We start from the raw sequence: 13,102 nt of genomic DNA, 5'->3' as shown, positions 1-13,102 counted from the left end.
TCCTACCCGTGAATCCGGCGAGCAGAATACAGCGTATTCTGCCCAATCTATCGCTGCGGAAGGTAACGCAGCGGGTTTACGGATTTCCCCTTGTAACGAATTTCAAAGTGCAATCTTACTGAACTGGTTCCGGTGCTACCCATGGTTGCTATTTTTTGACCCGCCTTCACTTCTTCTTGTTCCCGGACCAGCATTGTATCGTTATGAGCGTAGGCGCTCAGGTAATCATCATTGTGTTTGATGATGATTAGATTACCGTAACCGCGCAGTGCGTTCCCAGCATATACCACTCGCCCATTTGCTGTAGCGAAGATGGGTTGCCCGCGAGAACCGGCGATATCAATCCCTTTATTGCCTCCTTCGGAAGCAGAGAAACTATCGATCGTTTTACCTTCAGTTGGCCATTTCCAGTTACTGACTGGACCACCATTACTGGTAGGGTCACTGATAGTACTGCTTGGTGCGGTAACAGGTGCGGTTGTAGCGACAACAGCTCCTGATGATGGCAACATTTTGCCAACATTCTGTTTACCCGAGTTTTCAGAATACGCGCTAGTTGATTGAGAATCAACCGTTGTAGTTGTGTTCTGAATATTTGACGGCGGTTTCGTTAGTCCGCCTGATGTAGCATCCGTTGCGGCTAACATTCCACCACCAGAACCATTACCCAACTGGATAGATTGCCCCACATTCAGGTTATAAGGCTCAGCAATATTATTTTTTGCCGCCAGATCACGGAAGTCATTCCCCGTTATCCAGGCAATATAAAACAGCGTGTCACCACGTTTAACGGTATAGGTGTTACCACTGTAACTTCCTTTGGGGATATTGTCGTAACTACGGTTATAAACGATGCGTTCACCCGAGCTATTAGTGTCCGAGCCACTTAGCATAGTACCGGAACGATCACCACCGACACTGCTGATGGGCGCAGATGTTGTATTATCATTACTACAACCAACCAACCATAAACTCATAACCGTACATGCCGCTACCCGGCGTAATGTAATCATTGGGCTTCCCGTGCTCATGCTTCCCCCATGACAGCAATAATAAGCGATATATCCAATAGAGATGCGCGCATGCTATCAATAGCGCCCCTGCCATACCATATAATTTATGTTACTGATTTTTGTCCAATCTTTAGCACAAAAAAACCACACTTCGACTTTAGTCGAAAATTAAGACTGAAACATACCCTAAATAATTCGAGTTACAGGAAGGCGGCAATTGAGCGCCCCCCCAAGTGCTTACACAAGTAAGTGACTGGGGTGAACGAAAGCAGCCAACGCATATGCAGCTTGAAGTATGACGGGTATAATGACTTTCTGTCAGGCCTCAGGCCAACTCGCCTTTAACTAAAGGCACAAAACGAACCGCTTCTACTGTCTCGACCTTGAATTCATTGTTGCGGCGCTGCACACACTTCAATGTTTGAGCCTGTTCTCCCACAGGCAGAACCAATATCCCGCCCTCATCCAATTGCTCTAATAAAGCATTCGGTATTTCTGGTGGGGCAGCGGTCACAATGATCGCATCAAATGGCCCGCGGGATGCCCAACCTAGCCAACCATCACCATGGCGGGTAGAGACATTATGCAGATCCAGCTGTTTCAGGCGACGTTTTGCCTGCCACTGTAACCCTTTGATTCGTTCAACTGAGCAGACATGTTCGACTAAATGCGCCAAAATAGCGGTCTGATAACCCGATCCGGTGCCTATCTCTAATACGCGCGAAGTGGGTGTCAATTGCAACAACTCCGTCATACGCGCCACCATATAAGGCTGAGAAATAGTTTGCCCTGAGCCTATAGGCAAGGCTGTGTTCTCATACGCTTTATGGGATAACGCCTCATCAACAAAACGCTCACGCGGCACCGCTTCGATCGCTTGTAACAAGCGCTCGTCCTGAATACCCTGCTGACGTAACAGCATCAACAATGTTTGCATGCGTTTATTTACCATTCCCCGTCGACCTCATATTGGTTAATCAGTCATGCTGGCTAACCAGTTTTCAACCACGTCTTGAGCCCCATAAGCCGTTAAATCAACCTGCAACGGCGTGATAGACACATAACCTTGCTCAACAGCAGCAAAATCAGTGTCCTCCGCAACATCAAACTTCTCCCCAGGGGGGCCAATCCAATAGAGATCTTGCCCACGCGGATCTTGCTGACAAAATACCTGCTCTGCCGGATGACGGCTACCACAACGCGTCACCCGCATCCCTTTAATTTCAGATAAGGGTAAGTCAGGTACATTAATATTCAGTATCTTGCCGGTACGCAACGGTTTATGTTGTAACGCGCGCAAGATACGGCAAGTGACCGCTGCCGCCGTCGCATAATGCTGATGCCCATTGAGTGAAACCGCTAAAGCAGGAAAACCCAAATGCCGCCCTTCCATCGCTGCGGCTACCGTACCTGAGTAAATAACATCGTCCCCCAGATTAGGGCCAGCATTAATGCCAGAAACCACAATATCTGGCCGCGGGCGCATTAACGCATTGACCCCCAGATAGACGCAATCTGTTGGCGTCCCTTGCTGTACTGCAATATCGCCATTCGATAAAGTGGTAATGCGCAAGGCGCTATCTAGCGTCAATGCATTAGAGGAGCCGCTGCGATTACGATCGGGTGCTACGATTTGTACCTGCGCGAACTCCCGCAATGCGGCAGCCAGCGTCTGTATGCCCGGCGCAGTAATACCATCATCGTTACTCAGCAATATCCGCAGCATCGGCATTATCCTGATTCATGATTTCGCGCACCACACTGGTAGCAAAACTACCGGCGGGTAACCAGAAGCTGAGTTCCAACGTGACCTCATCCCACCAGTTCCATGCCATATTCTGCGGTTTCAGCAAAATGGCCCGGCGTGCCCCTTCAACACGTTCGCGTTTAATCAGCGCCAGTAACTCGGTTTGATCCGCTAAACATGCCTGCTCGAAAGCTAATGCTGCGCCTTGCGTGCCCAGCTCACCATCACCGGGCAATGGCGCAGTAATATTCAGTTCGCCCGCATCGACTCGCTGCTGTAACAAAGCCAACTCATCAGCTGCGGCCACAAACCAACTGCCGCGCCCCGAAAGCTGTAATGCATCACCTTCCAGCACCGTCGTCGCCTGCTGTTGAGCCAAACGCTCACTGCTAATCAGGTTGAACATGGCGCTACGGCTGGCGGATAAGTAAAAGCTACGTTTACTGCGCTCTTTCACCCGAATTTCATTGTTCGCCCACAAGCGAGCCTGCACCAGATTATTGCCACCACGACCAAATCGTTGGCTACCAAAATAGTTAGGTACGCCATGCGCGGCTATCTGTTGCAAGCGTTGTTCTACGTCCTGATTATCTGTTATGTGGCGCAATACCAAGGTAAAAGCATTGCCCTTCAATGAACCAATACGTAACTTTCTTTTCTGCCGCACAGACTCCAGCACTTCACAACCTTCCAGCTCGAAAGTCGAAAGATCCGGCGCTTCTTTACCCGGCAAGTGCAGACAAAACCACTGCTCGGTGACAGCGTGACGATCTTTCAAGCCCGCATAGCTCACCAAGCGTGGGTGAATTTTGGCGAAACGCGCCAGATAATCAGCAACAAATTGGGTGTTACAGCCATTTTTGCGGATACGAACCAATAAATGCTCGCCTTCACCGTCCGGCTCAAAACCCAGATCTTCCACTACCACAAAATCTTCCGGGTTGGCTTTTAAAACACCACTTGCCTTGGGCTTGCCGTGCAACCAGGTTAGATTGTCCATATCCATCAGTTATGCCTTAAGCCTGTTCAACTTTAATTAATAGCGCTACCGCTTCACACGCAATGCCTTCACCACGGCCGGTAAAACCGAGCTGTTCAGTGGTGGTCGCTTTTACGTTGATGTCATCCATATGACATTGTAGATCTTCTGCCAAATGAACGCGCATTTGCGGGGTATGCGGGGCCATTTTCGGTGCCTGCGCGATAATCGTGATATCCAGATTACCCAACCGGTAGCCTTTCGCCAGAATGCGGCGATATGCTTCACGTAATAAAGCGCGGCTATCAGCCCCTTTAAATGCCGGATCAGTGTCAGGGAATAACTTACCGATATCACCTAACGCCGCTGCACCCAATAATGCGTCGGTGGCGGCATGTAAGGCGACATCACCATCAGAATGTGCCAACAAGCCCTTTTCGTAAGGAATGCGCACCCCACCAATAATCAGCGGGCCGCTGCCATTTTCGCCAAATTTATGAACATCGAAACCATGACCAATTCGCATTAATTGCACTCCAATCACTTTGGATATTGCCGTTGGGTTAAATAAAACTCTGCCAGCGCCAGATCCTCTGGGCGCGTCACCTTAATATTATCCGAACGTCCCGAAACCAGTATCGGATGATAGCCGCAATGCTCTAAAGCTGAAGCCTCATCGGTGACCACTGCGCCGTCTTTTAAGGCGCGGGATAAGCACATTTTTAATAACTCAAGCGGGAAAAGTTGCGGTGTAAGGGCATGCCACAGCGCTTGACGATCAACAGTATGGGCAATGGCTTGAACCCCAGCCTCACTCCGCTTCATGGTGTCACGAACCGGTGCGGCCAGAATGCCGCCGACCTTGCTGTGTTCGGTAATCGCTAACAGCTTTTCAAGATCGCCTTGGTGCAAACAAGGGCGAGCCGCATCATGGACTAATACCCATTCAGCCTGCCCAGCCTGCTGCAAACCTGCCATGACAGAATCAGCTCGCGCATCACCGCCGTGAACCATGCTGATACGGGGATCATCGGCGATAGATAAGTGCGAGAATTGCGTGTCCTGCGGGTGTATCACCACAATAATCCGCTGAATTCGTGGGTGGCCAAGCAAAGAAAAAATAGCATGTTCAATGATAGTCTTGCCCCCCACGATTAAATACTGTTTAGGGCAATCAGCCTGCATGCGGCTACCAATACCGGCCGCCGGTACTATCGCTATAACTTCAGGAAGGGAAACTGCGAAATTACTCATTATTTATTGTTGTGCGTTATTTTGTGTCGAAGGGATACTCGCATTGCGTCTGGATTGGTCAGGAACCAAACGATAGAAACTTTCGCCGGGTTTAATCATACCCAGTTCGTTACGTGCGCGTTCTTCGATCGCCTCTTGACCACCGTTTAAATCATCGATTTCAGCAAATAGCTGATCGTTTCGGGCTTTAAGTTTGCCGTTATTGACCTCTTGGAGCGCCACGTCATCCTTAACCCGAACAAAATCATGAACACCATTCTTGCCCAGCCACAATGAATACTGTAACCAACCAAGTAAAACCAGCAATAGTAGCGTAAGTTTTCCCATTCCCGCCCCCTGAAAAACTGCCTAATCATCCCACAACTCTTCGCCGGACTCCACAGTGTGACGGAAATAGGCCACAAGCTGCAGATTAAGGAGAATTGGCGGCAAAAATACCATGTAATTCGGCAAAATGTCATTAAATGCTAATTTTCAACACACTTTCCCGCCGCCATTATCAATTAAGAAACTAGCAACCTTATGCAGAGATAAACACTGTAAATATTGATTCTGCCATTAACTTGCACTGGTCAACAGATTAAATATGCACATTTAATATCGCCATAAATAAATAACCCTCATCATAGTTGAGTTTATATTTATAAAAGTTTATTTTTATGCACTCAAACTGCATAAATAAAATCAGGCTTTTACTCATCTTTAGTTTTTAACCGGGAGATTTACATGTTTAAACGTTTAATGTTAGTCGGGACTTGTCTGGCCGCCGTATTGTCTGCAGGCGCTGCTATTGCCGCCGAACCGACTTATGTAGTTGGTTCCGGTGGCACTTATCGTCCATTCGAATATGAGAACAGCCAAAAACAACTGGAAGGTTTTGATATCGATATCATTAAAGCGATCGGCAAAGCGGAAGGTTTTCAGGTCAAATTGGTGAATACGCCGTGGGAAGGTATTTTTGCCACTTTAGGCTCAGGTGATCGCGATATCATTATTTCTGGGATTACCATTACCGATAAACGTAAGCAAATGGTTGATTTCTCAAACCCTTACTTCCCAGCAGAACAAACTATCGTCGTTCCTAAAGGCTCCAAAGTTGATTCTATTGCCGCATTAAAAAACCTGAATGTTGGCGTCGTGAATTCCAGCACCGGGGATATCGTGGTATCCGATGTTTTGGGAAAAAACAGCACAGCAATCAAGCGCTTTGATAATACTCCGCTGATGCTGCAAGAGTTATATGAAGATGGTATAGCCGCAGCAGTAGCTGATGTGGGCGTTGCCAAGTTCTATCTGAAAACCCATCCGGAAAAAGCCTTTGAACTGGTGGCTGATGATAAGTTTGAGCGTCAATATTTCGGTATCGCAGTGGCGAAAGGTAACGAAGAACTACGCAGCAAAATCAACAGTGGCCTGCAAAAAATCGTCGCTGACGGCACTTACGCCAAAATTTATGAAAAATGGTTTGATGCTCAGGTTCCAACCCTACCTGCAAAATAAATATCGTCTTATTTTAGCCACCGAGTAGCTGCGGTGGCACTCGTTTTACTTCACTGACCAGGTTGTTTGTCTTATGTCGGGATTTCGTTGGGAAATCATTCAGGAATACGCCCCACTGTTCATGGACGGTGCCTGGATGACAATAAAGTGCACCATTATTTGTGTCATTTTGGGAACCACTTGGGGATTAACTTTGGGTCTGGGGCGGTTAGCCCAGGCACCTCATGGTATCTGGAAGCCCATCCTGTATTACTTTGTTCAATGGCCGGTGCGAATCTATATCAGTGCCATTCGCGGGACTCCACTCTTTGTGCAAATAATGGTGGTGCACTTTGCTCTGGTGCCGCTGTTTATCAATCCACGAGATGGCATTCTGGTCACTAATGGCATTATGTCCTCTGATTTTGCCAGAATGCTGCGTTCTGATTACGGCGCATTTTTATCCTGTATCGTCGCTATCACATTAAACGCCGGGGCTTATGTTTCCGAAATTTTCCGGGCGGGGATTCAATCCATTGATCGCGGTCAAATGGAAGCCTCCCGCTCACTGGGGATGAGTTATGGCAAAACCATGCGCAAGGTTATCCTGCCGCAGGCTTTTCGCCGCATGTTACCGCCGCTCGGTAACAATGCCATCGCTATTGTGAAAGATTCATCACTGGCATCTGCCATTGGACTGGCTGACTTAGCCTATGCCGCGCGTACCGTCTCCGGTGCCTATGCGACTTATTGGGAACCCTACCTGGTCATTTCCGTGGTGTATTGGGTTATCACATTCTTACTTTCGCTGTTAGTTCGGCATATGGAAACGAGGTTCGGTAAAAGTGATTCACGTACATAACCTGCAAAAACAATTTGGCGAAACCCATGTGCTACGCGGTATTTCATGTGAAATCCAGCCAAAAGAAGTGGTTTGTATCATCGGCCCCTCGGGATCAGGAAAAAGTACCTTTTTACGCTGCATTAATGCACTGGAAACCTTATCCGGTGGCGAAATAACGGTGAATGGTTTTGAGATCCATAACCCAAAAACCGATCTCAACCGTATGCGCGAAAGTGTCGGCATGGTGTTCCAACGTTTCAATCTGTTCCCTCATATGACAGTGTTGGAAAACCTGATTATGGCGCCCATGGATGTCAAAAAACTGCCACGCGCGCAGGCCATCGAACGAGCTGAGTTGCTCCTGCGTAAAGTGGGTTTGTTGGACAAAATTGATGCCTATCCCAGCAGCCTGTCAGGTGGGCAACAGCAGCGCGTCGCTATCGCCAGAGCCTTGGCGATGGAACCTGAAATCATGCTGTTTGATGAGCCAACCTCGGCGCTCGATCCGGAACTGGTGGGCGAAGTGCTGGCGGTGATGAAAGCATTGGCTCTGGAGGGCATGACCATGGTGGTGGTCACGCATGAAATGGGCTTTGCCCGTGATGTTGCCGACCGGGTATTGTTTATTGATCAGGGAGTGATTCAGGAAGAGGGCAAACCGGAAGAGATCTTTACTGCGCCTGGCAACCCGCGCACGCAAGCATTTCTTAGCAAGGTGCTGTCCGCACAAAGATAAACGCTATCTGAGTAAACTTGTCACAAATTGAAGCGGGCTGTCATAAAATCAAACCGGGCAGCCCGCCGATTCACCACTCACCAACCGGTGAGAAATGAAAACAGCATCCAGAATAAACACACTACCGCAATCCCCGTTCCCCCCACGGTGATGAGTACATTACCGCGCGATAGCATACTGAGCGTCATCCCGATCAACACCGACACCGGCATCAAAGCTAAAAAGAACGGCCAGGTGTAGAGCAAGAAGAAGACAGTATTGGGGCCATAGACAAAGAAAGGGATCGCGAACGCCAGCCAATAGAAAACAAAACCTGTAACGCCACCGAGAAAGGAGTAAGACGGCTCCTCCCGTTCCCGTTGTTCGTCGATAGTAATCTGGGTGATATTGAGCATAGAAATCCTGTGGGTACAGTTTACCGGCACGCTCTGAGGGCGTTTTGCCTATACATAAAATACCCAAGGTCATTGGCTCAAAAACGAAGGGTATATATCAGGATTTGATAATAGCTCGACCACGCAGTACGTCTAACAATTGTTCAATCAAATTTGTTACTAATTGTTCACCCTGCAAATGAATATCGGGATGCTCAGGAGATTCATAAATAGAGTCGATGCCAGTGAAGTTTTTCAGCTCACCGGCACGGGCTTTTTTATACAATCCTTTCGGGTCACGGGCTTCGCAAATTGCCAACGGCGTATCCACAAACACTTCAATAAACTGGCCTGATGCCAGCATATCCCGCACCATATTTCGCTCTGCCCGATGCGGAGAGATAAACGCAGTTAGCACCACCAGACCGGCATCCACCATCAATTTAGCCACTTCTCCAACCCGACGAATATTCTCGCGTCGGTCAGTATCAGAAAAGCCCAAATCACGGCATAAACCGTGGCGCACGTTGTCGCCATCAAGTAAGTAAGTACTGACACCGCGAGCAAACAGTGCCTGCTCCAGCGCACCGGCTACCGTAGATTTACCGGAACCAGACAAGCCAGTGAACCACAGCACTACGCCCTGATGCCCATGCTGTTGCTCACGATCTTCTCGGGTCACCGCATGGGGATGCCAGACGACATTTTCGTCGGCTAGCGCGCCTTCCCGCTCATTGACACCCACATGATTAGTCTGATCGGCGTGCACGTTATTTCCCCCCTAACAGGTCACGTGCACCCCAATGTGGGAAGTGGCGGCGGACCAGCGCATTCAGCTCCAGTTCAAAGGCACTGAACTCAGTATTTTCCTGATAAACCGACTCTAGCGTTTCACGGATCAACCCAGCCCCCACCGTGACATTACTCAATCTGTCGATGAAGATCATACCGCCGGTATCGCGATTGCGTTGATAGCTGTCCAACACCAGCGGCTCATCAAACGCCAGTTCAACCAAACCAATACCATTGAGTGGCAGGCTTTCAACTACCCGCTGGGTCAGCGAGTTGATTTCAACCTGATACTGAATATTTTCGACTCGCGCACGGGTCTTTTTCCCGGCGATTTTGATGTCATAACTTTGCCCGGCCACTAATGGCTGTTCCGCCATCCATACCACATCTACCAGCGCATTTTGCGCCGCTTTCAGGGTTTCACTGGCATCAACCAATAAATCACCACGGCTGATATCTACTTCATCGGTCAGCACCAGCGTGATAGCTTCACCGGGGCCAGCCTGAGTTAAGTCGCCATCAAAAGTAACAATGCGCGCAACAGTGGATTCCACTCCTGAGGGCAACACTTTGATTTTTTGCCCAACTCGCACGATACCGGCAGATAAGGTGCCAGCATAACCACGAAAATCCAGATTTGGCCGGTTAACATATTGCACCGGGAAGCGCAGCGGCTGCTGGCGGCTGGCATTAACCACATCAACACTTTCCAGTACTTCAAGCAGTGTCGGGCCAGAATACCAATTCATCTTCTCACTGGGAGAGGCCACATTGTCGCCATCCAGCGCGGATAGCGGGACAAATTTAATATCCAGATCAGTGGGAAGTTGCTGGGCAAAACTCAGATAATCTTGTTTAAATTGCTCAAAAACACTTTCCTGATAATCGACCAAATCCATCTTATTCACGGCCACCACCAAGTGGCGGATACCCAGTAAGGTGGCGATAAAGCTGTGACGGCGAGTTTGGTCCAAAACCCCTTTACGGGCATCGATCAGCAAAATAGCCAAATCACAGGTCGAAGCACCCGTCGCCATATTGCGCGTGTATTGCTCATGCCCTGGAGTATCGGCAATGATAAATTTGCGCTGTTCTGTCGAGAAGTAACGATAAGCGACATCAATAGTAATGCCCTGCTCACGCTCAGCCTGCAAGCCATCCACCAGTAACGCCAGATCCAGTTTTTCGCCTTGAGTACCAATACGCTTACTGTCGGTGTGCAGCGTAGTGAGCTGATCTTCGTAGATCTGGCGAGTATCATGCAATAAACGACCAATTAACGTACTTTTACCATCATCCACGCTGCCGCAAGTCAGAAAACGCAGCATGGTTTTATGTTGTTGCGCATGCAGATAGGCTTCCACTCCGCCTTCGTTAGCGATTTGCTGGGCGATAGAGGTGTTTTGTAAAATCATGGATTTAGTTTCTTCAATCGGCTGATTTTCTGCCACTGATTGGTTTTGAAATTTGGTGTTCATCGGGCGCTCCTCAGAAATATCCCTGACGCTTTTTAAGCTCCATGGAGCCGGATTGATCGCGGTCGATCATACGACCCTGACGTTCACTGGTGGTCGAAATAAGCATCTCTTCGATAATGGCAGGCAAGGTTTGCGCCTCGGACTCCACCGCACCTGTCAGTGGCCAGCAACCTAACGTGCGGAAACGCACCATCTTCTGAGTGATCACTTCGCCTGGCTGCAAATCAATACGATCGTCGTCCACCATCAGCAACATCCCATCGCGCTCCACCACTGGCCGTGGTTTCGCCAAATACAACGGCACAATGTCGATTTTTTCCAGGAAGATATATTGCCAGATATCCAGCTCAGTCCAGTTAGAAAGCGGGAAAACGCGGATACTTTCACCTTTGTTAATCTGGCCGTTGTAGTTATGCCACAGCTCCGGGCGCTGGTTTTTCGGGTCCCAGCGATGGAAACGGTCACGGAACGAATAGATACGTTCTTTGGCGCGAGATTTCTCTTCATCCCGCCGCGCTCCACCAAAAGCCGCATCAAAACCGTATTTGTTCAGCGCTTGTTTAAGGCCTTCAGTTTTCATGATATCGGTGTGTTTGGCACTGCCGTGAACAAATGGGTTAATCCCCATCGCCACTCCTTCCGGATTGCGGTGCACCAGCAACTCACAGCCAAACGCTTTAGCCGTGCGGTCACGGAATTCATACATTTCACGGAATTTCCAGCCGGTGTCCACATGCAACAATGGGAATGGCAAGTTACCGGGGAAGAATGCCTTGCGCGCCAAATGCAGCATCACAGAAGAGTCTTTACCGATGGAATAGAGCATCACCGGGTTACCGAATTCGGCGGCCACTTCACGGATGATATGGATACTCTCCGCCTCCAATTGCCGCAAATGAGTGAGTCGTTTTTCGTCCATAACAGATCCTTTATGCCAAATTCACGACTGACGGGCTGATGGCCTGTTCAGTCTGAGGTTGTTGCCCAAACCAGGCAATTTGGTGATGTAAATCCACCACTTCGCCGATAACCAACAGTGCCGGTGTCGGGGCCTGATGCGCTAATAATTCCAACTCTGCCAATGTGCCCGTCAGGACTTGTTGATCAGCACGCGTGCCCCGACCAATCACCGCTACTGGCGTGGTACTGGCCCGGCCGTGGGTGATTAATTGCTGGCTGATCTCAGCCGCTTTCACTGTGCCCATGTAAATTGCCAACGTCTGGCGACCACGGGCCAGCGCCTGCCAATCCACATCATCGCCATCAGCGCGGCAATGCCCGGTAATAAATGTCACGCTTTGTGCGTAGTCACGATGAGTCAGAGGAATACCCGCATAGGCTGTCGCCCCGCTAGCGGCTGTCACCCCGGGCACGATGTGAAAGGGGATGCCCGCACGCGCCACAACTTGCAGCTCTTCACCACCACGACCAAAGATAAAAGGATCGCCCCCTTTTAGCCGAACCACGCGTTTGCCGCGCTGCGCTAAGGTGACTAATAATTGATTGGTTTCTTCTTGGGCAACCGAGTGCGATCCCGCTCGCTTACCAACACAAATGCGTTGCGCATCACGGCGCACTAAATCCAGCACTTCTGGGCTAACTAAATGGTCATACAGCACCACATCAGCCTGCTGAATAACTTGTAGACCGCGTAAGGTCAACAAACCGGGATCTCCGGGGCCTGCCCCCACCAAAGCGACTTCCCCCTGATTGCGGTTCTGCCCCTCCAATGATAATTGCAACTCTTCTTCAGCCTGCGCTAACTGACCACGGCTGATCAAGCTGGCGAAACGGCCACTGAACGCATTCTCCCAGAAGCGGCGGCGCTCACCCATTGAAGCAACATGCTGTTTAACCCGACCACGCCAACGCCCGGCGACAGCGGCCATATCGCCCAAGCTGCTGGGTAACAAGGCTTCTAACTTCTCACGCAATATACGTGCCAGTACCGGCGCCTGACCGGCGGAGGAAATCGCCACCACCAGCGGAGAACGATCGACAATCGACGGGAAGATGAATGAGCAGCGGGGTTGATCATCAACCACGTTCGCCAGAAGATGCCGTTTATCTGCTGCCGCGAAAACTGCTGCATTCAGCGCAGTATCATTGGTAGCGGCAATCACCAAAAACACCTCATCCAACTGCTCGGGCAAGAAGTCTAATGCCAGCCAGTGAATGCGGCCATCCTGATGAAGTTGCTCGAGTTCGGATGAGAGAGTCTGTGCCACTACCCGCACCTGTGCGCCCGCGCGGTGGAGTAAGTCAATTTTTCGCGCAGCAACTTCACCGCCACCAACGACCAGTACCGGGCGTCGTTTCAAGTCGGCAAAAAGAGGTAGATAGTCCACAGCATCCTTCAATTACATAATAAGCATATACGTAGGGTGACTATAGGGGGGGGTTATG

15 protein-coding genes are annotated in these 13,102 nt (G+C 49.7%); 3 read left to right on the top strand and 12 right to left on the bottom strand.

Translation table 11 applies throughout. The annotated features are described in order from the left end of the window. Positions 1-47 precede the first annotated feature (47 nt). The 7 genes from nlpD to ftsB all read right to left on the bottom strand — a co-directional run bounded on the left by nlpD (position 48) and on the right by ftsB (position 5,320). A complete protein-coding gene (gene nlpD, locus FTB31_RS11230) occupies positions 48-1,013 on the bottom strand; it encodes a murein hydrolase activator NlpD (RefSeq protein WP_050075998.1) in 966 nt (321 codons plus the stop codon). 325 nt (positions 1,014-1,338) lie between these two features. Continuing rightward, positions 1,339-1,965, bottom strand: coding sequence for a protein-L-isoaspartate(D-aspartate) O-methyltransferase (locus FTB31_RS11225; RefSeq protein WP_050075997.1), 627 nt, complete (start codon positions 1,963-1,965; stop codon positions 1,339-1,341). 21 nt (positions 1,966-1,986) lie between these two features. Continuing rightward, entirely contained in the window at positions 1,987-2,739 is a 753-nt protein-coding gene (surE, locus tag FTB31_RS11220) for a 5'/3'-nucleotidase SurE (protein ID WP_050075996.1), read from the bottom strand. Beyond that, positions 2,717-3,766, bottom strand: a complete 1,050-nt coding sequence (gene truD / locus FTB31_RS11215; protein ID WP_050075995.1) for a tRNA pseudouridine(13) synthase TruD — start codon at positions 3,764-3,766, stop codon at positions 2,717-2,719. Before truD ends, surE begins: the two co-directional genes overlap by 23 nt. 10 nt (positions 3,767-3,776) lie before the next feature. Continuing rightward, complete coding sequence (ispF, locus tag FTB31_RS11210) at positions 3,777-4,265, bottom strand: 2-C-methyl-D-erythritol 2,4-cyclodiphosphate synthase (protein WP_050075993.1); 489 nt, start codon at positions 4,263-4,265, stop codon at positions 3,777-3,779. Between the two features lie 14 nt (positions 4,266-4,279). Further along, positions 4,280-4,993 (bottom strand): 2-C-methyl-D-erythritol 4-phosphate cytidylyltransferase, encoded by a 714-nt coding sequence (gene ispD, locus FTB31_RS11205; RefSeq protein ID WP_139344296.1) that lies wholly within the window; start codon positions 4,991-4,993, stop codon positions 4,280-4,282. A gap of 3 nt (positions 4,994-4,996) precedes the next feature. Next, entirely contained in the window at positions 4,997-5,320 is a 324-nt protein-coding gene (gene ftsB / locus FTB31_RS11200) for a cell division protein FtsB (RefSeq protein WP_050075991.1), read from the bottom strand. 399 nt (positions 5,321-5,719) lie between these two features. On the opposite strand from ftsB, the gene FTB31_RS11195 reads away from it, so the two are divergent. The 3 genes from FTB31_RS11195 to FTB31_RS11185 all read left to right on the top strand — a co-directional run bounded on the left by FTB31_RS11195 (position 5,720) and on the right by FTB31_RS11185 (position 8,052). Continuing rightward, positions 5,720-6,493: a basic amino acid ABC transporter substrate-binding protein gene (locus FTB31_RS11195; RefSeq protein WP_050075990.1), complete on the top strand. Its 774-nt coding sequence runs from the start codon at positions 5,720-5,722 to the stop codon at positions 6,491-6,493. Between the two features lie 73 nt (positions 6,494-6,566). After that, on the top strand, positions 6,567-7,334 hold the full coding sequence (locus FTB31_RS11190) for an amino acid ABC transporter permease (protein ID WP_019080445.1): 768 nt from the start codon (positions 6,567-6,569) through the stop codon (positions 7,332-7,334). Then, positions 7,318-8,052, top strand: a complete 735-nt coding sequence (locus tag FTB31_RS11185) for an amino acid ABC transporter ATP-binding protein (protein WP_174849946.1) — start codon at positions 7,318-7,320, stop codon at positions 8,050-8,052. Before FTB31_RS11190 ends, FTB31_RS11185 begins: the two co-directional genes overlap by 17 nt. A 77-nt stretch (positions 8,053-8,129) precedes the next feature. On the opposite strand, the gene FTB31_RS11180 is transcribed toward FTB31_RS11185, so the two are convergent. From FTB31_RS11180 to cysG, 5 genes are all read right to left on the bottom strand, one after another. Continuing rightward, positions 8,130-8,447, bottom strand: coding sequence for a DUF3561 family protein (locus tag FTB31_RS11180; RefSeq protein ID WP_050075987.1), 318 nt, complete (start codon positions 8,445-8,447; stop codon positions 8,130-8,132). A 97-nt stretch (positions 8,448-8,544) separates the two neighbouring features. Then, entirely contained in the window at positions 8,545-9,195 is a 651-nt protein-coding gene (gene cysC, locus FTB31_RS11175; protein ID WP_320407164.1) for an adenylyl-sulfate kinase, read from the bottom strand. A 1-nt stretch (position 9,196) separates the two neighbouring features. Next, entirely contained in the window at positions 9,197-10,696 is a 1,500-nt protein-coding gene (cysN, locus tag FTB31_RS11170) for a sulfate adenylyltransferase subunit CysN (RefSeq protein WP_196299161.1), read from the bottom strand. 10 nt (positions 10,697-10,706) lie between these two features. Further along, a complete protein-coding gene (gene cysD, locus FTB31_RS11165; RefSeq protein ID WP_019083933.1) occupies positions 10,707-11,615 on the bottom strand; it encodes a sulfate adenylyltransferase subunit CysD in 909 nt (302 codons plus the stop codon). Between the two features lie 10 nt (positions 11,616-11,625). Next, on the bottom strand, positions 11,626-13,044 hold the full coding sequence (gene cysG, locus FTB31_RS11160) for a siroheme synthase CysG (protein ID WP_077174201.1): 1,419 nt from the start codon (positions 13,042-13,044) through the stop codon (positions 11,626-11,628). Positions 13,045-13,102 lie beyond the last annotated feature (58 nt).

This window comes from Yersinia proxima (genome assembly GCF_902170785.1).
GTDB classification, from domain to species: Bacteria; Pseudomonadota; Gammaproteobacteria; order Enterobacterales; family Enterobacteriaceae; genus Yersinia; species Yersinia proxima.
The sequence above is the reverse complement of the archived record's forward strand: the minus strand, read 5'-3'. Positions and strand labels throughout refer to the sequence as shown.

Bases quoted from the DNA above. Each gene is read 5' to 3' on its own strand.
- ispD (WP_139344296.1), bottom strand. From the start codon at position 4,993: ATGAGTAATTTCGCAGTTTCCCTTCCTGAAGTTATAGCGATAGTACCG.
- truD (WP_050075995.1), bottom strand. From the start codon at position 3,766: ATGGATATGGACAATCTAACCTGGTTGCACGGCAAGCCCAAGGCAAGT.
- cysN (WP_196299161.1), bottom strand. From the start codon at position 10,696: ATGAACACCAAATTTCAAAACCAATCAGTGGCAGAAAATCAGCCGATT.
- surE (WP_050075996.1), bottom strand. From the start codon at position 2,739: ATGCTGCGGATATTGCTGAGTAACGATGATGGTATTACTGCGCCGGGC.
- FTB31_RS11180 (WP_050075987.1), bottom strand. From the start codon at position 8,447: ATGCTCAATATCACCCAGATTACTATCGACGAACAACGGGAACGGGAG.
- cysD (WP_019083933.1), bottom strand. From the start codon at position 11,615: ATGGACGAAAAACGACTCACTCATTTGCGGCAATTGGAGGCGGAGAGT.
- nlpD (WP_050075998.1), bottom strand. From the start codon at position 1,013: ATGATTACATTACGCCGGGTAGCGGCATGTACGGTTATGAGTTTATGG.
- ftsB (WP_050075991.1), bottom strand. From the start codon at position 5,320: ATGGGAAAACTTACGCTACTATTGCTGGTTTTACTTGGTTGGTTACAG.
- FTB31_RS11195 (WP_050075990.1), top strand. From the start codon at position 5,720: ATGTTTAAACGTTTAATGTTAGTCGGGACTTGTCTGGCCGCCGTATTG.
- ispF (WP_050075993.1), bottom strand. From the start codon at position 4,265: ATGCGAATTGGTCATGGTTTCGATGTTCATAAATTTGGCGAAAATGGC.
- FTB31_RS11225 (WP_050075997.1), bottom strand. From the start codon at position 1,965: ATGGTAAATAAACGCATGCAAACATTGTTGATGCTGTTACGTCAGCAG.
- FTB31_RS11190 (WP_019080445.1), top strand. From the start codon at position 6,567: ATGTCGGGATTTCGTTGGGAAATCATTCAGGAATACGCCCCACTGTTC.